The organism is Kocuria rosea (genome assembly GCF_006094695.1).
Lineage (GTDB): Bacteria > Actinomycetota > Actinomycetes > Actinomycetales > Micrococcaceae > Kocuria > Kocuria rosea.
The window spans coordinates 507,779-527,647 of sequence record NZ_CP035103.1 but is presented as its reverse complement, the minus strand read 5'-3'; the positions used below and the strand labels follow the sequence as shown (position 1 = coordinate 527,647).

Below are 19,869 nucleotides of genomic sequence, written 5' to 3'. Positions count from 1 at the left end.
CCGGTCCGCACCCCGATAGCCTGGTGGCATGCAAACGCACACGGCCCACACGGAGGTCGCCCGGGTCGATGCCCTGCACGCCCTGAAGATCCTGGACACCCCCCGGGAGGAGCGCTACGACCGTGTGGTGCGCCTCGCCCAGGACGTCTTCGGGGTGAAGGCCGCGGCCGTGAACCTCATCGACGCCGACCGGCAGTTCACCAAGGCCGAGGCGGGACTGGACGGACTCGTCCACGCCACCCGCACCGACTCGCTGTGCGCGCGCACCGTCGACCGGGACGCCCCGCTGATCGTCGCCGACGCGATGACCGAGCAGCGCTTCGCCGGCAGTTCGTTCGTCACCGGGGACGACCCGGTGCGCTTCTACGCCGGCCACCCGCTGCACGCCCCCGGCGGTGAGCCGGTCGGGTCCCTGTGCCTGGTCGACAGCGTCCCGCGCGAGCTGGACGAGCGGGAGCGGCGCATCCTCGCGGAGATGGCCGGGTGGGTGGAGCGCGAGCTCGCGGCCCAGATGGAGCTGGACCGGGCCGAACAGATCCAGCAGATGCTCATGCCCCGCACCGGGCTGGTCACCCCCGCGGTCGAGGCCGCCGGCCGGTGCCTGCCGGCGCGGTCCGTCGGCGGGGACTTCTACGACTGGATGGTCCTGGGCGACGAGGTGCAGGCGATGGTCACCGACGTGATGGGCAAGGGCATCCCCGCGGCCCTGCTGTCCGCCTCCGCGCGCGCCGTGCTGCGCGGGACGTTCCAGTACAACCCCCCTGCGGAGGCCATGAAGCGCGCGGCCGGGGCGCTGACCCCGCTGCTGGAGGAGGCGGGGGCGTTCATCACCGCCTTCATCGCCCGGGTGCACACCGGGACCGGGGAGATGAGCTACATCGACGCCGGCCACGGCCTGGCGCTGATCCTGTCCCCGGACGGCGCCCACCGCCGGCTGATCTCCTCGGGCCCGCCCCTGGGGGTCGTGGCCGAGTGGATCTGGGACGTGCACACCACCACGCTCCTGCCCGGACAGACCCTGCTGGTGGTCTCCGACGGCTACCTGGACTTCTTCGACGACCTCGAGGCGGCCGTCGCGACCGCCGCAGCCCTCAACACGCTGGCCGGCACCGCCGAAGAGCTCGTGATGCTGTGCAGCGACTACGCCGGCACCTCCGGCGCCGATGACGACACGACGGTCCTCGCGCTCCGGCGCACCGCCTGAGCACTCACCGGTCGCTGCGCCCGGTCCGAGGGCTCACCCCACGTGCCGGCAGGCGGGCTCGCTCGTGTAGGTGAGGACCACCTCGTCGTCCTCGGGGCGTTCCCGGGAGGAGCGGTGGCTGACGGCGGCCAGCACCGCGGTGATGACTTCCTCGTCGTCCTCGGGGCGTTCCCGCTCGGAACTCCGGCGGCCGGGGGGGCGCCCGGCGCTTCCGGCCGGTGCGGCGCCGGGCCGGGTCTGCTCCCGGGGCAGGACCTGGAACCCTCGAACGCCGGTCCCGATCGTCGGCGGTGCCGGCGGTGTCGATCCGGAGTGGATGCTGGTCGTCGTGGTCATCGCGCTTCCCTACTTCGTCGTAGTGGTGTGCTCGGTGGTGTCGTGCTGTGCCCGGTCGGTGTCCGCCCCCGCGGGGCGTGACGCTTCCGGTGGAGTGCCCCGCTTCCCGGACCCCCAGGACCGTCGCGGGGCCCGCGGATCCCGGCGGTCCGGTGGAACCGGGCGCGCCGGTGGACGCCGAGGAGTCCGGGAGTCGCAGACGGCGCGCTGGTGGGGGATTCGCCTCTGCCCGCAGGTGGACCTGAGACTAGCGACCCGGACCACGGACCGGAACCGCCCGGCGAAATATGTCGACGCATCGGGGCGCGCGAAGCACGGGAGCGCGCCGGGGAGCGGCCCTCACGCTGACGTGGAGTCGCCCTTCGTCAGCGTTCGCAGGAGGGGCTGGACGCGGTAGGGGATCTGCTCGCTGAGGGCCAGGGACGTCTCGGCGCGGAGGACTCCCCGGATCCGCAGGATCGAACGCAGGACGGCGTGCAGATCACGGGTCTCCCGCGCCGCCACCCGGCACCAGACGTCCCCGCGCCCCGAGATCTCGTGCACCTCCAGGACGTTGTCGATGCCGCGCAGGGCGGTGACGACGGCGTCGAGCTCCCGGTGGGTGACCTCGAGGGTGAGGAACGCCAGGACGTCGAAGCCCACGGAGGTCAGGTCGACGTCTCGACCGCCGGAGCGCAGCACCTCCCGACGCTCGAGCCGGCGCATCCGCGAGACCACGGTGTTGCGTGCGACCCCGAGTGCGGCCGCCACCTCCCCGATCTGCGCCCGGGGGTACCGCAGGAGGTGCAGCAGCAGCCCGATGTCGACGGCGTCCAGTGTGGTCACGGTGGTCTCCCTGTCAGTGGTCCGCCTCCAACTTTTGATCAGCGTGATCAGTTCCGCAAGCATCTCAGTGGTGCCGGACTCAGTCTCCGGCAGACTGCGTGAGCACACTGCGCCGGCCACCCACGGCACAGCCCGCAATCGCCGATCCCACCGGAAGGCCCGCGATGACCGTGTTCAACGAGCTGACCATGCGCTCCGGCGCCGGCGACGCAGGCCGGGGATGGAACGCGGGATCGCGCTCCCGCCTGGTGCTGACCATGTCCACGACGGCACTGCTGCTGGTGGGCGCCAACCTGGCCACCCCGCTGTACCCCGCGCTGCAGGAGCGCCTGGGGCTCGGCCCCTTCGCGGTGACGGTGGCGTTCTCCTCCTACGTCCTGGCCCTCATTGCCGGGCTCGTTCTCTACGGGCACTGGTCGGACCACATCGGGCGGCGCACTGCCCTGGTGCTGTCGGTCCTCGTGGGACTGGCCGGTGAGATCGTCTTCGCGACCGCCGGGGGTCTCGCCGGTCTCGTGACCGGTCGGGTCCTGCAGGGCGCAGCCGTCGCGATGGTGACCGGCGCCAGCAGCGCGGCGCTCCGGGAGCTCCTGCCCCACCGCCCGGAGTGGGCCGGCCGCTTCACCCTCCTGGCGTCGGCGGGCGGAGTGGCGGCGGGCCCCCTCCTGGGCGGGGCCCTGGGCCAGCTGCCCCACCCGACGACGACTCCCTTCGCCGTCCACTGCACCATGCTGATCGCCGTCCTGGTGCCGCTGTGGACGCTGCACGCCAGGCCGGCCATCGCCCCGGCCCCGGGATCGGCGGCCTTCAAGGCCCTGCGGCCGCGCCGTCTCTGCCTGCCGCCCGGGGTCCGCACGCGGTTCCAGCAGGCGGCCGCGGTCGGTTTCCTCAGCTTTGCGCTCTTCGGCTTCAGCCTCTCGCTGGCTCCGGGCTACTTCGCACGAACGCTCGGGGTGAGCTCCCCGGCCGGGATCGGGGCGCTGGCGGCCCTCGTGCTCATCGGGTCCGCCGCGGCGCAGCTGGTGGGACGCCCCCGCGTCCGGGCCCTGCCCGGGGCCCTGGTGGGGATGGCCCTGGGCACGGCGCTGATCGGGGTGGCGGGCGCGCTGTCCAGCCTGCCGCTGCTGCTCCTCGGCGCCCTGTTCGCCGGGGCGGCCCAGGGTGTCGCGTTCCGCACGGCGTTCAACGAGCTGTCCGTGGCCGTTCCGGCCGCCGACAACGCCCGGGTGGTCAGCGCGGTCTACGTCGTGACCTATCTGGGCAGTGCCGTGCCGGTCCTGGGCCTCGGGGTCCTGGCCGGCGCGGTGGGCGTCCCCTCCTCCGTCCACTGGTTCGCGGGCACCCTGGCGGGCGCATGCCTGCTGCTGGCGGGAACCGTCCGGCTCCGGGCCCGTCGCGGGCCGCGGCGTGGACAGCAGGCCTGACCGGCCGGGGCACGAGGGACAGCACACGGGAATCGCCGTCAGGCGATGCTCACCGGCGGCGGCCACAGGCGACTCTTTCCCCGGGGGCGCCGAGCAGTCATCATCGGGGGACGACGGAGTCGCCGAGTGCGAAGGAGCACCAGCCATGTCACGGGCCCGCGTCCACAACTTCTCCATCTCCCTCGACGGCTTCGGCACCGGTGAGGGGCTGAGCCAGGACGCCCCCTTCGGGCACGCCGGACAGAGGTTGCACGAATGGATGATCGCCACCCGGTGGTGGGATCCCGGCGGCAGCGGTGGCGTGGACGACGCCTTCGCCCAGCTGCACGGTGTGGGGATCGGCGCCGAGATCATGGGAGCGGGGAAGTTCGGTCCGCCCGGGTGGCACGAGGACCCCGGGTGGGAGGGCTGGTGGGGTCCCAACCCGCCGTTCCACACGCCCGTCTTCGTTCTCACCCATTTCCCGCGCCCTTCGATCGAGATGGAGGGCGGCACCGTGTTCCACTTCATCGACGCCTCGCCCGCAGAGGCGCTCGAGACGGCGCGCACGGCCGCCGACGGCCAGGACGTGCGCATCGGCGGGGGCCCCACCACGGTCCGCGACTTCCTGGCGGCCGGGCTCGTCGACCACCTGCACGTGGTGGTGGTCCCGATCCTGCTGGGCCGCGGCGTGCGCCTGTGGGAGGGGCTCGAGGGCCTGGAGGCGGACTACCGGGTCGAGGCCACCTCCGCGCCCCGTGGAGTCACCCACGTGACTTTCACCCGCACGAGCGCCTGAACCGGGGTCGCGAAGGCTGAGGCGAAGGTGGATCGCAGGTGATCCCGGAGGCGAGTTGCCGCCCGGATGAGGGCAGGCCGTGTGCAGCATCGCCCTGCCCGCACGCACGCACACCGCGACCGTCAGCCCGTTGGCATCAGCACCGACCGTGATCCAGGATGAGGGATGACCACGACTCCACCCCTCCCGCGGACGCGCGTCGCCGGCGGGACCATGACGGCGGTCGTCACCACCGGTGTCGGCGGCTACGACCGTCTCGTGCTCTCCCGAGTGCCCATCCCTGAGCCGGGCGAGGGCGAGGTGCTGGTCCGCGTCCTGGCGGCCGGCATGAACAACACCGAGATCAACACCAGGCTCGGCTGGTACTCGTCGTCGGTGACGGCAGGAACGAACGATGTGTCCGAGGACGCCGTCGGAGACGCCTCGACGAGACCGGACGGGGGCTGGAACGCGGCAACCCCGTTCCCGCTGATCCAGGGCGCGGACTGCTGCGGGCGGATCGCGGCCGTCGGCCGTGGGGGCGACGAGTCCGCCCTCGGGGCGCGGGTGCTGGTCCGCGCCTGCATGCGCACCAAGGGTTTCTCCTCGTGGGACACGACCTGGCTGGGCTCCGATCTCGACGGAGCATTTGCGCAGTTCGTCGTCGTCCCGGCGCACGAGGTCTTCCCGGTGGACTGCGACTGGAGCGACGCGGAGCTGGCGACCATCCCGTGCGCCTACGGGACGGCGGAGAACATGGTCCGCCGCGCCGGCGTCACCACGGGGGCACGGGTCCTGGTGACCGGCGCCTCCGGCGGCGTCGGATCGGCCGTGGTGCAGCTGGCCAAGCGGCGCGGTGCCCACGTCGTCGGCATGGCCGGTGACGCCAAGCGGGACCAGGTCCGCGCCCTCGGCGCCGACGAGGTCGTCGGGCGGGACGACCCGCGGGACGTGCTGGGCGCGGACAGCGTCGACGTCGTGGTCGACAACGTCGCCGGCCCCGGCTTCCCGGCCGTGCTGGACCTCCTCCGGAGGGGCGGGACGTACGTCTCCTCCGGGGCCATCGGCGGCCCCCTGGTCGCACTCGACATGCGCACCCTCTACCTGAAGGACCTCACCCTGATCGGCTGCACGGCGTGGGACGAAGAGGTGTTCCCCGACCTCGTCTCCTACATCGAGCGCGGAGAGATCCGGCCGCTGCTGGCGAGGGTCTTCCCGCTCGAGCAGATCGCGGCCGCCCAACGGGAGTTCCTCGAGAAGACGCACGTGGGCAAGTTCGCCCTGATCCCGCCCGACCCCGCACCCTGAACCACCGCTGCCGGGCCCGACACCCCCTGGGAGGACCATGCCGATCCCCGACCGACACTGCACCACGCCCGTCACCGACGAGCTCCTCCACGGCGTCGTGGAGCTGGAGCACACGGACGACGGAGTGATCCCGCACCGCCTCCCCGCGTGGGCCAGGAACCAGGCCCGCGACCCGCAGCTGGCCATGGCCGAGTCCCAGCCCTCGGGCGCGCGGCTGCTCTTCGCGACCGAGGCGCGCCGCATCGAGCTCCGCGGGCGCGCCACACGCTTCCGGTACGAGGGCGCACCACCGCGCCCGGCGGGCGTCTTCGACCTGCTGGTCGACGGCCAGCGCACCCGGCAGGCCGGCCTCGAGGCCGCGACCGTGGTGAGCATCGACATGACCACCGGCGACCGGCAGATCACGCAGGCCGGGATCGGCGGCGTCGTCTTCGACGATCTGCCCCGGGGCCCCAAGACGGTCGAGCTCTGGCTGCCGCACAACGAGACCGTGGAACTGGCCGAGATCAGCTCCGACGCCCCCCTCCGGCCGGTGCAGGACCTGCGCCCGAGGTGGGTGCACCACGGCAGCTCGATCAGTCACGGCTCGAACGCGGTGCATCCCACCGGCACCTGGCCGGCGGTCGCCGCGAGGCGGGCCGACCTCAATCTGCTCAACCTCGGCTTCGGGGGCAGCGCGCTGCTCGACCCGTTCACCGCACGCACCATCCGGGACACCCCGGCCGAGCTGATCAGCGTCAAGCTCGGCATCAACCTGGTCAACCTCGATCTGATGCGGCTGCGGGCCTTAGGCCCCGCAGTGCACGGCTTCCTCGACACGATCCGCGACGGCCATCCCCACACCCCGCTGCTGGTGATCTCCCCCCTCCTGTGCCCGATCCACGAGAACACCCCGGGACCCGGCGCCTTCGACCCGGACGCCCTCGCCCGGGGTGAGCTGCGGTTCCGGGCGACCGGCGACCCCGGCGAGGTCGCCGCCGGCAAGCTCACCCTGACGGTCATCCGTGCCGAACTGGCACGGATCGTGACGGAGCGGGCGCACGACGATCCGCACCTGTTCCACCTCGACGGACGCGAGCTCTACGGGGAGTCCGACGCCCGGGAGCTCCCCCTGCCCGACGCCCTCCACCCCGACGCGACCACGCACCTGCGGATCGGCGAGCGCTTCGCCGAGTTCGTGCTCGGCCACGGCTCGCTGCCGGCCGGCGAAGGGGCGTGACATCTTCGGCGGTTGGGTAACGATCCGGGGCAGGTCGGCCGGCCGACCCGGAGGACCGTCCTACGCTGGGGGCACCGCCTGTCCCACGCGTTCACCGGGGCCGGTGCGTGATCCGGGGCCGTGGACCGGCCCGTCATCTCATCGATTCCCCGGCCCTGCGTGCTGTCGGGATGTGCCTTCGCGGTGGAGTGCGGCGCAGGGGTCGACATCGTCGCCCATGGCGACTGCGCCTGAAGCACTGTTCTCCGGGTGCAGGCCCTCCGGAAGCGGCCTGCGCCGATCGAGAAGGAAACGAAGATGTCCGCACCTGCACGATCCACGCGCCGCACGTTCGCCGCCGCCACGGCGGCGGCGCTCCTCCTCGGGACCACCGGCGGGGCAACCGCCGCGCCGCCCTCCCCGGCCGGGCCGGCGGCCACTCCGGTCGCCGCGGCGGCACCGTCGGCTCCGGCCACGGACTCCGAGGCCTGTGTCACCGATGTCGACGACGTCGTCACCCGAGAACCCTCCGCGCAGATGTCCGAGCCGCTGCCCGAGGAACTGGCGACGACGTTGGACGCCGCCGCCCGGGCCTCGTTCGCGCAGGCCTCCACCCCCGGTGCGGTGGTGGGGGTCTCCTCCCCGGAGGGCACCTGGACGGCCGCCTACGGGGTGGCCGACCCGGCCACCGGGGAGCCCATGGAGGTGGGGGTGCACACCCGCGTCGGATCGGTCACCAAGCCCTTCACCGCCACCCTGGTCCTGCAGCTGGCCGAGGAGGGTGAGCTCTCCCTGGAGGACCCCATCGCCGACTACGTCGACGGCATCCCCAACGGAGAACAGATCACCCTGCGCCGGCTGGCGGACATGACCAGCGGGGTGGCCAGCTACACCCGCAGCACCCAGTTCACGGACCGCTTCTTCGCGGATCCGCAGCAGGTCTTCACCCCGGAGGAGCTGGTCGCCGTCGGCGTCTCGGAATCCCCCCAGTTCGCCCCCGGCGCGCAGTTCGACTACTCCAACACCAACTACATCCTGCTGGGCCTCGTCGTCGAACAGGTCACCGGCCAGCCGATCGGGGAGGTCCTGGAGGAGCAGATCTTCGACCCGCTGGAACTCGACGAGACCGTCTGGCCCGGTACCTCCACCGAGATGCCGGAACCCTACGCGCAGGGCTTCACGCTCCAGGGCGACACCGCGACGCCGGAGGCGCCGGCCGACGCCACGCACTGGAACCCCAGCTGGGGAGCCACCGCCGGGGCCCTGATCTCGGACGTGGACGACCTGCTCACCTACGGCCGGGCCCTGGGCACCGGGCACGGACTGCTGGAACCGGAGGCCCAGCGAGAGCGCCTCACCTCGTTCCAGCCCCCCGAGTCCGGCTACGGGCTGGGCTTCGGGTGCATCGACGGCTGGGTCGGGCACACCGGGACGCAGCCCGGGTACAACACCACCGTCTACTACGACACCACCACCGACACCACCGTGGTCGTGCAGGCCACCAGCGACATCCCCTCCGGGGACTGCCCGGAGTCCCCGGTGCTGGCCGACGACCCCAGGACCCTGCCGTGCGCCACCCCGGCCACACGGATCTTCGCCGAGGTCTCCGCCGCCCTGGGCCACACCTTCACCCCCAACCCGGAACGCTGATCACCCGCTCCACCGAATCGGGCGGACATCGATGACGGGCAGGTCCCCGTCCGTCTCGATGGCGTCCCCGCCTCCGTTGCGGGCGTGATAGCCGGTGGAGTACTGCTCGACGACGTGGACCGTGGCGCCGACGGCCTGCAGGGACGAGACGACGAGATCCCGCTCGCGGTCGGTGTCCGCGGCGGTCCAGCCGGCCCCGACCATCGCGGCGGACAGCTGCGCGGGGGTGCCGACCACCGCCAGGTTGACCGGGTCCCCCAGCAGGCCGTCGGAGGTGCGGGCCCGTCCGATGAAGTAGCTGGGGACGTAGATGCCGGTGAGCAGACGGTTCAGCCGCGGCAGGAGCACATAGGCCGACAGCACCCAGAGGGGCAGGAACAACCAGGGCAGACGCCCGTCGTCGTCGATCTCCTCGAGGACGAGGTGGTAGACGCCCCAGCCGGCCAGCACGCTGGTGACGAGGAAGCCGAACCGGTGCGCCCACAGCACCACGGTGGCCCGTCGGGCACCGCCTTTGGGCTGCGGGCTCCGCTCGTCGCTGTCGGGGCGTCCACGTCCTGCATCCATCTCGCGCTCCCCGCCCCGTGTCCCGCACCGGACGTCCGCGGCGCCGGTCGTGGTGCTCCCAGGCTAAGGGGTGCTCCGGATGTTCCGGAGCCTGCACCTAACGGGAATCCCCGCCAGCCTCTCGGAGGGCGAAGCTCCGCCGGTAGGCGGACGGCGTGGTCGCGTAGGCCGAGACGAAGTTCTGCCGGAGGGTGACAGCGCTGCCGAAGCCGCAGGCCAGCGCGATGCGGTCGACACCCCAGCGCGTGGTCTCGAGCAGGCTGCGGGCCTCGTCGAGGCGTCGCGCGAGGACCCAGCGGGCGGGGGTGGTGCCGGTGGTGTCGCGGAAGCGGCGCACCAGGGTCCGGCGGCTCATCCGGGCGTGGGCGGCGAGCTCGTCGATGGACAGGGGCTCGTGCAGCCGGGCCATCGCCCAGTCCAGTGTGGCGGCCAGGGGATCCCCGCTGTCGGGCCGGGCGACCGGGCGCTGGATGTACTGCGCCTGGCCGCCTTCCCGGTGCGGGGCCACGACCAGGCTGCGGGCGACCCGGTTGGCGGCCGCGGCACCCAGGTGCTTGCGGACCAGGTGCAGGCAGGCGTCCAGGGAGGAGGCCGTGCCGGCGGAGGTCATGACGTCGTCGTGGTCGATGTAGAGCACCGAGTCCTCGACCGCCAGCTCCGGGTGACGGGACGCGAGTTCGTCCATCCCCTCCCAGTGCGTGACGGCGGGCCGCCCGCCCAGCAGGCCGGCCTCGGCGACGGCGAAGGCCCCCATGCACAGACCCACCACACCGGACCCATGCGCATGGGCGCGGGTGAGCACGGCGCGCAGCGGCTCGTCGACGGCCACCGGCGGATAGGGCCAGGAGGGGATCACCACCAGGTCGGCGTCCTCGGCAGCTTCTGGCCCGGCGAGACGGCCCAGCGAGTAGCCCTCCGCCGTCGTGATCATGTCCGCGCCCGTGCTCCACAGCACCGTGTCCCAGCCCTCGGCCAGGCCCAGCCGGGTGACCTCGCCGAACACCAGCTGCGGCACGGCCAGGTGGAACATCGTCACACCCTCGAACGCATGGATCGCGATCCGCACCTGTCGTTCCTCTCCCACCGGGATCACCACGGAGCAGAAGTGGCCCGATCTCATCGTAATCGTGCACGCGGGCCGATCGCGGTGGCGACCGGCATGACAGGAGCATGGAGACGGGCCGAGCACCACAGCCCGCCCATCCCACGTTCCAGAGGAGACACCGTGACCATCCCCCGCCGCGCCCTGATCGTCGTCGACGCCCAGATGGAGTACTTCGACGGCCCCATGTCCATCCAGTACCCGCCCCGCGAGGAGTCGCTCGCCAACATCGGCCGTGTCCTCGAGGTCGCCGCCGAGCAGGACATGCCGGTCGTCATGGTCCAGCACGAGACGGACGAGGGCGCACCCATCTTCGCGCCCGGCTCGACGGGATATCCGCTCCACCCCGATCTCGAGCAGCTCGACAACCGGCAGTGGAAGCAGGTCGTGAAGGGGTACGGCAGCGTCTTCGCCGGCACCGACGTGGCCGAGTGGCTGCGCGAGCGCGACGTCGACACGATCACGATCGTCGGCTACATGACCAACAACTGCGACCTGGCGACGGCGGTCGAGGCCGAGGGGCTCGGCTTCGCCGCCGAGATCCTCTCCGACGCCACCGGCGCGATCCACCTCGCCAACGAAGCCGGTCAGGTCTCGGCCGAGGATCTGCACCGCACCCTGATGGTGCTGCTGCAGTCGAACTTCGCCGCGGTCACCGCCACGGACGCCTGGATCGGAGCGGTCGCCGGCGGCGAGTCGCCGGTCCGCAGCAACCTCGTCGCCTCGGCCATGAACGGAGCAGAAGCGTTCACCAGCGGTTCCTAGAGGTATGTCGTGACCGCCCGGCCTTGCTGGGGGTTTCGGGCCGGCGTCCGCCGAGAGGCGCGCACCCGGCGCGGTTCAGTCGCTCACGGAGCGCACGACCCGTGCCGGGGAGCCCACCACCACGGACCTCTCCGGGACGTCCTTGGTCACCACCGACGCCGCCGCCACGACGGCGTCGTCGCCGATGGTCACGCCCGGCAGGACCGTGGCGTTGGACCCGATCCACACCTTGTGGCCGATCACGATGGGGGCCGGGTGCATGTCCGCGCGGCGGCTGGGGGCGAGGTCGTGGTTGAGGGTGGCCAGCACCGTGTTGTGCCCGATCAGGCAGTCGTCGCCGATGACCACCCCACCCTGGTCCTGGAACGTGCACCCGGAGTTGATGAAGACCCGCTTGCCCAGGGTGATGTTCTTCCCGAAGTCGGAGCGGAAGGGCGGGAACACCGTCACCGATGCGTCCACCGGCCTGCCGGTGAGCTGGGCCAGCAGCTCCCGCACCCGGGCCGGTTCCCGGTATCCGCCGTTGAGCTCCCCGGTGATGCGCAGGGCCTCCTGGCTGACCCGGTGCATGACCTCGTGCAGGGGCGAGTCCCCCGTGATGGTGCGCCCGGCGTCGAGCGCCTCCAGAAGATCGGTCAGTTCCATGGTGTCCTTTCGGTAGTGTCCGGGCGGCGGGATCCGCCGGCCCAGCGCCTGGGCGCGGGCTCAGGCCAGGGTGGCGGCGTCGATGACGAAGCGGTAGCGCACGTCCGAGGCCAGCACCCGCTCGTAGGCCTCGTTGACCCGGTCGGCGGAGATCAGCTCGGTCTCCGGGACGATGCCGTGCTCGGCGCAGAAGTCGAGCATCTCCTGGGTCTCGGCGATGCCGCCGATCATCGACCCGGCGTAGGCGCGCCGGCCGCCGATGAGGGAGAAGATGTTGAGGCTCAGCGGCTCCGCCGGGGCCCCGACGTTGACCAGGGCCCCGTCGACGGTGAGCAGGGACAGGTAGGCGTCCACGTCGATCACCGCACTGACGGTGTTGAGGACCAGGTCGAAGGACCCGGCCAGCTGCTCGAAGGTGGCCGGGTCCGAAGTGGCGTAGTAGTGCTCGGCACCCAGCCGCAGCCCGTCCTCCTTCTTCTTCAGCGACTGCGAGAGCACGGTGACCTCCGCGCCCATCGCGGCGGCGATCTTCACGGCCAGGTGCCCCAGTCCGCCCAGGCCCACGACGGCGACCTTCCGGCCCGGGCCGGCGCCCCAGCGGCGCAGTGGGGAGTAGGTGGTGATCCCGGCGCACAGCAGCGGGGCGGCCGCGGCGAGGTCCAGGGAGGCGGGCACGGACAGCACGAAGCCGGCGTCGACGACCACGTGGGTGGAGTAGCCGCCCTGGGTGATGGTGCCGTCCCGGTCGGCCCCGCCGTAGGTGGGCACCATGCCCTCGGCGCAGTACTGCTCGTCCCCGTTGCGGCAGTTGGTGCACTGCCCGCAGGAGTTGACCATGCACCCCACCCCGACGCGGTCCCCGACGGCGTGACCGGTGACCTCGGGGCCGATCTCGGCGACGGTGCCCACGATCTCGTGGCCGGGCACCAAGGGGTAGGGCTGGGGTCCCCAGTCGCCGTTGACGGTGTGGATGTCGGAGTGGCAGATCCCGGCGTAGGCGATCTCGATCAGCACGTCGTGCGGGCCCACCTCGCGGCGGGTGATCGTGGTCGGCTCCAGCGGTGCGTCGGCGGAGGGGGCGGCGTAGGCGTTGACGGTCAGCAAGGGGTCTCCTGGTGCGGTGGGGGCGGCGGAACGGATCGGGCGGACGTGGCGGGAGACCCGTCCGCGCAGTCGCCCGAGCGTGCGGGAAGGACCCGACGGATCAGCGACTGCACCACCTCATCAGGAACGGCAGAGCTCAGGGAGTCCCTGGTGAAGGGCGTACCGGGAGAGCACCCCAGGGTCGGTGCTTCCCCGTTCACACTGTGGCTGGTGGCAGCCCGGGGGTGCTGCTGCGCTCGGGCTCACCGTCGCCGCGGTGATGAGAGTTCTCCCGCTGCGGGTCCTCGGTGATGGGAGGCGGTGTCGAGCTGACCTCCCCGAGGAGGTCTCGCCAACGTAGAACATCCGGATGTGCATCCGTCCGGCCCCCACCCGGATCACCGACTCATACCGGCAGGACGCCGTCATGAACCCAGTTGGCTGCCGCCCTGACCGCAGAAAGGCGCCGCCCGGCGGTGGATCGGTCCGCAAGGGAACACGTCGGCGGCGTCCATCCGCCCCCGTCCTCCGGTGACGCTGCCGGTCCTGCGGCGCCCCGAGGCCGTCACCCGTCGACGGGCGCGTCCGGGGCCGGTGGCTTCAGCCGGACGCCGGGACGCGCAGCCGGCCGGGACAGGACATCGGGGTTTCGGGGGTTCGGGAACCAGATCTGGATCAGAGCCCATCCCACCGCGGTCAGCGGGACGGCCAGCACGGCCCCGACGACGCCGGAGAGGATCCCGCCGGCGGCCAGGGCGAGCAGCACCACCAGCGGGTGCAGGCTCAGGGCCCGGCCCAGCACCATCGGCTGGAGCACCCTCCCGTCGAGCTGGTTGGTGGCCACCACCACCGCCACCACCACCAGCGCCACGACCGGGCCGTTGGCCACCAGGGCCACCAGGACTGCCACGCCGCCGATCAGGGCGGCTCCCACGATGGGGATGAAGCCGCCCAGGAAGATCAGCACCGACAGGGGCAGGGCCAGGGGCACCCGCAGCACCAGCAGGGTGACGCCGATGACCACCGCTTCCAGCAGCGCCACCACGGCGGTGCCGCGCACATAGCCGCCCAGCACGTGCAGGGTCGTGGTGCCCGAGGTCAGCAGCTTCTCCAGGGTCTCACCGTGGAAACGGCTCAGGACGAACGCCCAGATGCGGGCCCCGTCCTGGAGGAAGAAGTAGAGGATCACGGCCACCAGCACCGCGCCGGTGACCACCTGGGTGGCCGCGGAGATCCCCAGCAGCGCCCCGGCACCGAAGCTGGGGCTGGCCGTGAAGTCCACGACGGCGGTCAGAGCCTCGTCCAGGCCCTGCTGGCCGACCGGGATCGGCCCGGCCACCACGAACTGGCGCAACCGGTCCAGCCCGCCCACCGCGGAGGCCACCAGCTCCGCCCACTCGCTGCGCACCGCGAAGACCATGCCGGTGACCACCCCGCCCAGGACCACGATCGCGGCGACGAACACGATCCAGGTCGCCAGCGCCCCGGGCACACGGTGCCGGCGCAGAGAGGCGACCAGGGGGTTCAGCGCAGCGGCCAGGACCAGGGCGATCAGCAGCGGGATCACCACCAGCTTGAGCTGGATCAGCCCGTAGACCACCACCGCCGTCGCGCTCAGCAGCACCAGCCCCTGCAGGGCCCGGATGGTCGCCCGCCCCAGCGGGTCCGCCCACAGGTCACGAGGATGCGAGATCCTGCGATGCCGTGGACGCGTCACCAGAATCGCCCCTCCCCCGCTCCGCCGCTGGCCTGGGTTCAGGATGCGCCCCGGACTCATCGATGCCAAGACCCCGGACGGCACCCGACGACGCGCCCGGCCGATGCCGACCGCAGGACGGACGGCTCGACGACGCGGCACGAGGGGCGGTCTCCGTGTGCTCACGGGCGATGGCGCGCACGAGCCGCTCGTGCACGTCCAGGGCGGCGTCCCTCCGGTCCTCGGTCGACAGCGTGGACTTCGGAGCGGGAGTCAGCCTGCCACCGGCATCCAGAGCATGTTCCCGATGCCCCACAGCACCAAGCACACCAGCACGAAGGGCAGGGTCCTCGCCACCAGGGCCCCGCGGGTGAGGACGGGCCCGGGGGTGTCCTTCTGCTGGAGTGGGCCGGCGATCCGGTAGGCGAGCTCGATGCGCGCCGGGCTGGCCAGGCAGGCCAGTCCGGCCGCCACGTTCTGGGAGGCCATCATCCACAGCGGGTCCATGCCAAGGGCACGCGCGGCTGCGTCCTGGGTGCCGCCGAACATGGCGTTGGCGCCCGTGCCCGAGGCCGTGATGTATCCCCCCAGACCACCAACCATGGGCACCAGGAACAGGTAGGCCTGCCCCAGCCCGGTCAGCGCCGCGGCCAGCGCCTCGGCCAGCCCGCCCCCGGAGACCGCGCTGCCCAGCACCAGGTACAGGCCGGTCGGCGCCGCCACCTGGAGCCACATCCGGCGGATCTCCCGCGGCAGTCGCCGCCGGTGTTCCCTGTCCATGGAGAGCACGACGACGCCGACCAGGGCGCCGGTGATGGACCACAGGGCCGGCGAGCCCAGCACCGCGCCGAACCCGCCGGGCGGCAGCAGGCCCTCGAGGAGCTGCCCGATGATGGTGCCCCCCAGCAGCACCAGGTACGGCACCAGGGCGCGGGCCGGGACGGGCCCCATCCGTCCGCGGCTGATCACGCCGGCCCAGCCCGCGGACATCACCAGGGTGGCCACCGCACCGGCCACGGCCGTGCCGAACGCCAGATTGGCGGCGAGGACCAGGGCGGACAGCACCACGCCCGATGCCAGTCCCATGCCGATCCAGGCCCCGTAGTCAGCGGGTCGGGGCCGGCCGTCGGAAGTGGGCAGTCCCCGGCCGGCGATGACCGCGGCCACGGCACCGGATCCCAGGAAGGCGATGACGTTCAGGACGCCGGAGGCCACCCCGAGGTCCTGCAGGGTGACGCCGGCGATCTGGGAGCCCAGGAGCGTGCCGGGGCCCATGGAGCCCCACGGGCCCACCATGAGCGCCACCAGCGAGAGCGAGGCCGCTCGCAACGGCGTGAACCCCAGGGACAGCAGCAGCGGCAGCCCGATGATCACGGAGACGCCGAACCCGGTGACGGTCTCCATGAACGGCACCACCCCGTGCACCATGAGCAGCGCCGAGAGCACCGTGGGGCCGCCGCCGTCCGAGAGCCACCGGGCCAGCTTCTTCTGAGCGCCGGTCCGGTCCATGACGCGAGAGAGCAGGATCCCGCCGGCAATGATCGCCAGCACCTCGACCAGGATCCAGAAGCCCTCGCCGAAGGCCGAGGACATCTCCGCCACAGGGGTGCCGAACCAGGCCAGGCCGATCACCACGGCTGACACCAGTCCGACCGCGGGAGCCACCCACGGCGGCGCCGGCACGAGCAGCAGACCCAGGGTCAGCACCATGGGCAGGGCCGCCATGAGCACGTCCAACGGCGGCCCACCTCCACACTTCTCCTGTCAGATCTCTGTCACCGGCCGATGTTACGCGCCGACGGCGTCCGGATGAGCACGGATGCGGAGGGCAACTCCTACTGCGCCACCGCTTCGTGAGCCCGCCCGGTAGTCCGCCATATGTAAAGCGGCGATGGGACCCTCATTGCCTGCGGAGACCATCGCCCATCCGGGTGCGGTTCAGCGTCCCGCTCGCTCAGGAGCACCGGCCCCGTGCCGACACCGCCGTCATGGCAGCAGTGCCGGGGCGGCCTGGGCCGGTCTTTTCTGGGTGGTTGGGCTCGTGCCGGCGGGAATGCTCTCGCCGGAAGCGCCGGCGATGGCTGGTCGGGGTCCGGTGGTGTTGGTCGGTGCCAGCGCCAGCACGATCAGGGCGGCGGCCAGGATTGACAGCCCGATCCAGCCGAGCACCGCGAGCTGTTCGCCGACCACGAGGACCGCCAGCAGTGCCGCCACGGCCGGTTCGGTCAGGGTCAGGGTGGTTGCCGTGCTCGGGCGCAACCGGGTGAGCCCGATCCCGAAGAGGTAATAGCCGAGGAACATCGGGATCAGGGCCATGTAGGCGGCCACGGCGAAGGACTGGCTCGAGGCCAGTAGGGGCGCCCCCGTGGCGGCCAGCACGGGCAGCAGCAACACCCCGCCGGTCCCGAAGACCGCACCCATCGCCGCCGCCCGGTCCACCCCGTGGCCCATGAGCCGGTGGACCACCCAGGAGTACAGGGCGTAGGTCGCCCCGGCCACCAGGCCCAGCCCCATCCCGGTGACGGTGTCGGTGGCTGACCCGCTCGTCTGACCGGTCTTGGACAGGCACAGCAGGGCACTGCCGGTAATGCCCAGCACCGCCGCCAGCACCCACCACCGGCTCAGCGGCTTGCGCTCCAGGATCAGTTCCAGCACCCCTGAGGCCAGCGGGGCCGAGGCCAGGGAGACGACCGTGCCGATGGCCACCCCGGCCAGGTGCATCGAGGAGTAGAACGCCAACGGGTAGACCGCCACCGCACCGGCCCCGACGGCCACCAGCCTCGCGTGGGCCCGCAGCATCGGGCGGGCCCGGCGCAGGGCGGGCACGGCGATCCCTGCTTGCAGCAGTCCGCCCACTCCCAGCGCGGCGGCACCGATCGCCAAGGGGCCGGCCTCCGGGGCGAAGGTCGCCGCCGTACCGGTGGTGCCCCACAGGAACGCGGTGATCAGGACCGCGACGATCCCCCCGGCCACGCCCTTCACCGCCCCGCCCCCAGTCCGGCCAGAAGGCCTCCGGCGATCGTCCGGGCATGGATCAGGCGTGCCGGGTCGCCCTCCAGCCCGGCCCGGGCCATCGCCCCCTCCAGCAGGAAGCTGAAGTGCTCCGCCAACTGGCGGGCCGCGGCCGGATCGGTCAGCGTGCCCAGGTGCTCGACCAACAGGTCCTCGACCTGCTCCTTGTGCCGGCGCACCACCGCCCGCCCCGGATCACCGGCGGGCAGCTCGGCGGCGGCGTTGAGCAACCCGCAGCCGCGGAAACCGTGATCGTAGGCGAGACCAGCGTGATCGAGGTAGGCGTCGAACACCGCCAGCACCCGCTCCTGGGGCGTGGACGCCTCTCCCAGGCGGGCCCGGTACAGGCCCAGCCACTCCTCGTGCCGGTCCTGGAGATAGGCCTGCACCAGGGCGGCCTTGGAGGCGAAGTTGTTGTACAAGCTCATCTTCGCCACCCCGGCCTGGGCGGTGATCGCGTCGATGCCGGTGGCCGTGATGCCCTCGGCGTAGAACCGGCCCGCAGCCGCCTCCAGCAGCCGCTGTCGGGCCGACCCGCGGCGCTGCGCGGGACTGTGCTGTGGTGTCGTCATGCTCGCCTCCTTCTTAGGTAGACCAGTCTACCTAAGAAGGAGGTGGCGACAACCTTGGTGCAGCCCGGCACGGTCTTGAGGTAACGAGTGCGCCTCGCCACGGGCTGGCTGGTCCGGCCAGGAGTTCGCGCACCCAGCCCAACAGGCTGCGCCACGCCGGCAGCCACGTGCAGGATGTGGGACGCAAGGCCGGTTCTCAGTCGCGGCGGATTCAGGAAGCCGGAGGGGATGTGGGAGTAGATGCAGTAACTGCCGCGACTCGTTGGCCGGTATCCGGGCCATATGTGAAGCAGAGCAAAGTGATCCGCTCTGGGCTCCGCTGTCCACGATCCAGCGCGCAGGCAACTCACCTGTCCGAAACCGCCAATGCTGTCAGGGGCTCAGGGAGGTGAGGACGCCGGTGACCAGCAGGACCAACCCTAGGATCACGGCCTCGCCCTGGATCGCTGATCGCATGGAGCCCATGGCGCTGGAGTCGTCTCCGGTGAGCACGCGGGGCAGGAGCACGTAGCGGTTCCACGCTGCGACGAAGACCACGAGCAGCACGAGGGTGACCTTGATCAGCAGCAGCTGGCCGTATCCGGTGGACACCAGCGCCTGCCCACTGCCGAGAATCCGCCACCCCAGGATCAGCCCCGTGGCGGCCACAGCGGCAACCACCCACCCCGCCGCGGCGGAGAAGCGGGCCAGGACCGTGGCTGCGTCAGGGGCCGGAGTGTCGGAGGTCCGTCCCAGGACGATGATCAGCCCCAGTAGTCCGCCGACCCAAGTGATGCCGGCGGCGACGTGCACGGCATCGGCGGTGACGACCAGCCATCCCGGCTCGACACTGCGGGTGTGGCCGGTGACGACCAAGGACAGACCGGCCACGATCGCACCGGCCAGGGCCACGATCCGCCCCATGGACGTACGGGGGCCTCCGGTGGCGCGGGGGGCCGCCAGCACGGCAGCCAGCACCCCAACCACGGTTAGGACGGCGGCCAGGACCGGATCGGTGAGCGGGCCCGGGACGGCCGCGTCCTGCCACCTGCCGGCGACCAGGACCGAGGACATCGCCCCCAGCACGGCGACCGCGGCGGCCAGGTAGGCCAGGCGGTGCAACCACCGGCGGGTGGCCGCGGCCACGCCGGGGCTGAGGGTGAAGAAGAGGACCTCGAACACCACCAGACCGGCCGCGGCGAAGACCCCGAGGTAGGTCACAGTCTGGGCGGCGATCATCGCCTGCGGCAGTGGATCGTCATCGGCAACGGTGACAGCGGTGGTGCTCGGGGCGCTCACCGAGAAGGTGAAGGACCCGGAGATCGGATGCCCGTCGGCCGAGGTCACCCGCCACACCACCGTGTGCGTCCCGGAACCCAGGGTCGTTGCCGGAGTCATCGTCACGGTGGAGTCCAAGGCCTGGACCTGCCCCGCCACCGGATCCCCGGCAGGGGTGTACACCTGGACGGTCTCAGCCGAAGCGCCGACGGGTTCGTTAAAGGACAGCGTGATGGTGGCCGGCGCCTGCGCCAGGACCTCGCCCTCACCCGGGGTCGTGCCAGTGAGCTCCGTGTGCGCCACCGCCGCCGGTGCCCCCAGGACGATAAGGACCAACACGACCAGGCTCGTCAGCAACACCAGCAGGGACCGGCGAGAGCCTCGTGCCTGCACGGGCTGTCTCCCCGCCGTGATCCCGGCGCCGGTGGTCCGCATGGGCTGAACCCTAACCCGGCCCGCGCACCCGCA

18 protein-coding genes are annotated in these 19,869 nt (G+C 72.1%); 7 read left to right on the top strand and 11 right to left on the bottom strand.

The genetic code is table 11. The features are described 5' to 3' along the window. Positions 1-28: 28 nt before the first annotated feature. Entirely contained in the window at positions 29-1,204 is a 1,176-nt protein-coding gene (locus EQG70_RS02390; RefSeq protein ID WP_109269195.1) for a PP2C family protein-serine/threonine phosphatase, read from the top strand. 33 nt (positions 1,205-1,237) lie between these two features. Here the strand turns inward: EQG70_RS02390 and EQG70_RS02385 are convergent, their stop codons facing one another. Beyond that, the gene (locus EQG70_RS02385) at positions 1,238-1,540 is read right to left on the bottom strand and encodes a hypothetical protein (protein WP_109269194.1); all 303 of its coding nucleotides are present in this window, start codon (positions 1,538-1,540) and stop codon (positions 1,238-1,240) included. A gap of 339 nt (positions 1,541-1,879) precedes the next feature. Beyond that, positions 1,880-2,365 carry an Lrp/AsnC family transcriptional regulator gene (locus EQG70_RS02380; protein WP_244296648.1) on the bottom strand — a complete coding sequence of 162 codons (486 nt, stop codon included), beginning with the start codon at positions 2,363-2,365 and terminating at the stop codon, positions 1,880-1,882. A 164-nt stretch (positions 2,366-2,529) separates the two neighbouring features. On the opposite strand from EQG70_RS02380, the gene EQG70_RS02375 reads away from it, so the two are divergent. From EQG70_RS02375 to EQG70_RS02355, 5 genes are all read left to right on the top strand, one after another. Then, positions 2,530-3,789 carry an MFS transporter gene (locus EQG70_RS02375; protein WP_109269192.1) on the top strand — a complete coding sequence of 420 codons (1,260 nt, stop codon included), beginning with the start codon at positions 2,530-2,532 and terminating at the stop codon, positions 3,787-3,789. A 145-nt stretch (positions 3,790-3,934) separates the two neighbouring features. Beyond that, complete coding sequence (locus EQG70_RS02370) at positions 3,935-4,567, top strand: dihydrofolate reductase family protein (RefSeq protein ID WP_109269191.1); 633 nt, start codon at positions 3,935-3,937, stop codon at positions 4,565-4,567. A gap of 165 nt (positions 4,568-4,732) precedes the next feature. Further along, positions 4,733-5,854 (top strand): zinc-binding dehydrogenase, encoded by a 1,122-nt coding sequence (locus tag EQG70_RS02365; RefSeq protein WP_244296647.1) that lies wholly within the window; start codon positions 4,733-4,735, stop codon positions 5,852-5,854. Between the two features lie 37 nt (positions 5,855-5,891). Further along, on the top strand, positions 5,892-7,073 hold the full coding sequence (locus tag EQG70_RS02360) for an SGNH/GDSL hydrolase family protein (protein ID WP_109269190.1): 1,182 nt from the start codon (positions 5,892-5,894) through the stop codon (positions 7,071-7,073). A gap of 297 nt (positions 7,074-7,370) precedes the next feature. Then, positions 7,371-8,702 carry a serine hydrolase domain-containing protein gene (locus EQG70_RS02355; protein ID WP_109269189.1) on the top strand — a complete coding sequence of 444 codons (1,332 nt, stop codon included), beginning with the start codon at positions 7,371-7,373 and terminating at the stop codon, positions 8,700-8,702. Here the strand turns inward: EQG70_RS02355 and EQG70_RS18810 are convergent, their stop codons facing one another. Together EQG70_RS18810 and EQG70_RS02345 are read right to left on the bottom strand one after the other, a co-directional pair. Further along, positions 8,703-9,269: an LssY C-terminal domain-containing protein gene (locus EQG70_RS18810; RefSeq protein WP_109269188.1), complete on the bottom strand. Its 567-nt coding sequence runs from the start codon at positions 9,267-9,269 to the stop codon at positions 8,703-8,705. 97 nt (positions 9,270-9,366) lie between these two features. Next, positions 9,367-10,335 (bottom strand): GlxA family transcriptional regulator, encoded by a 969-nt coding sequence (locus tag EQG70_RS02345; RefSeq protein WP_109221871.1) that lies wholly within the window; start codon positions 10,333-10,335, stop codon positions 9,367-9,369. 159 nt (positions 10,336-10,494) lie between these two features. Between EQG70_RS02345 and EQG70_RS02340 the strand changes: the two genes are divergently transcribed. After that, positions 10,495-11,136, top strand: a complete 642-nt coding sequence (locus tag EQG70_RS02340) for an isochorismatase family protein (protein ID WP_109269187.1) — start codon at positions 10,495-10,497, stop codon at positions 11,134-11,136. A 75-nt stretch (positions 11,137-11,211) separates the two neighbouring features. Here EQG70_RS02340 and EQG70_RS02335 read toward each other — a convergent pair whose 3' ends face one another. The 7 genes from EQG70_RS02335 to EQG70_RS02305 form a co-directional block, all read right to left on the bottom strand. Beyond that, positions 11,212-11,781 (bottom strand): DapH/DapD/GlmU-related protein, encoded by a 570-nt coding sequence (locus EQG70_RS02335; protein ID WP_109269186.1) that lies wholly within the window; start codon positions 11,779-11,781, stop codon positions 11,212-11,214. Positions 11,782-11,841: 60 nt separating this feature from the next. Beyond that, a complete protein-coding gene (locus EQG70_RS02330; RefSeq protein WP_109269185.1) occupies positions 11,842-12,885 on the bottom strand; it encodes an NAD(P)-dependent alcohol dehydrogenase in 1,044 nt (347 codons plus the stop codon). A gap of 544 nt (positions 12,886-13,429) precedes the next feature. Continuing rightward, the gene (locus tag EQG70_RS02325) at positions 13,430-14,581 is read right to left on the bottom strand and encodes an AI-2E family transporter (protein ID WP_172604281.1); all 1,152 of its coding nucleotides are present in this window, start codon (positions 14,579-14,581) and stop codon (positions 13,430-13,432) included. A gap of 252 nt (positions 14,582-14,833) precedes the next feature. Then, the gene (locus EQG70_RS02320; RefSeq protein WP_244296710.1) at positions 14,834-16,291 is read right to left on the bottom strand and encodes an L-lactate permease; all 1,458 of its coding nucleotides are present in this window, start codon (positions 16,289-16,291) and stop codon (positions 14,834-14,836) included. 255 nt (positions 16,292-16,546) lie between these two features. Next, positions 16,547-17,533, bottom strand: coding sequence for a DMT family transporter (locus EQG70_RS02315; RefSeq protein ID WP_244296645.1), 987 nt, complete (start codon positions 17,531-17,533; stop codon positions 16,547-16,549). A 5-nt stretch (positions 17,534-17,538) separates the two neighbouring features. Continuing rightward, positions 17,539-18,144 carry a TetR/AcrR family transcriptional regulator gene (locus EQG70_RS02310; RefSeq protein ID WP_109221879.1) on the bottom strand — a complete coding sequence of 202 codons (606 nt, stop codon included), beginning with the start codon at positions 18,142-18,144 and terminating at the stop codon, positions 17,539-17,541. A 372-nt stretch (positions 18,145-18,516) separates the two neighbouring features. Next, positions 18,517-19,740 carry a copper resistance CopC/CopD family protein gene (locus EQG70_RS02305; RefSeq protein WP_160291630.1) on the bottom strand — a complete coding sequence of 408 codons (1,224 nt, stop codon included), beginning with the start codon at positions 19,738-19,740 and terminating at the stop codon, positions 18,517-18,519. Positions 19,741-19,869: the final 129 nt, after the last annotated feature.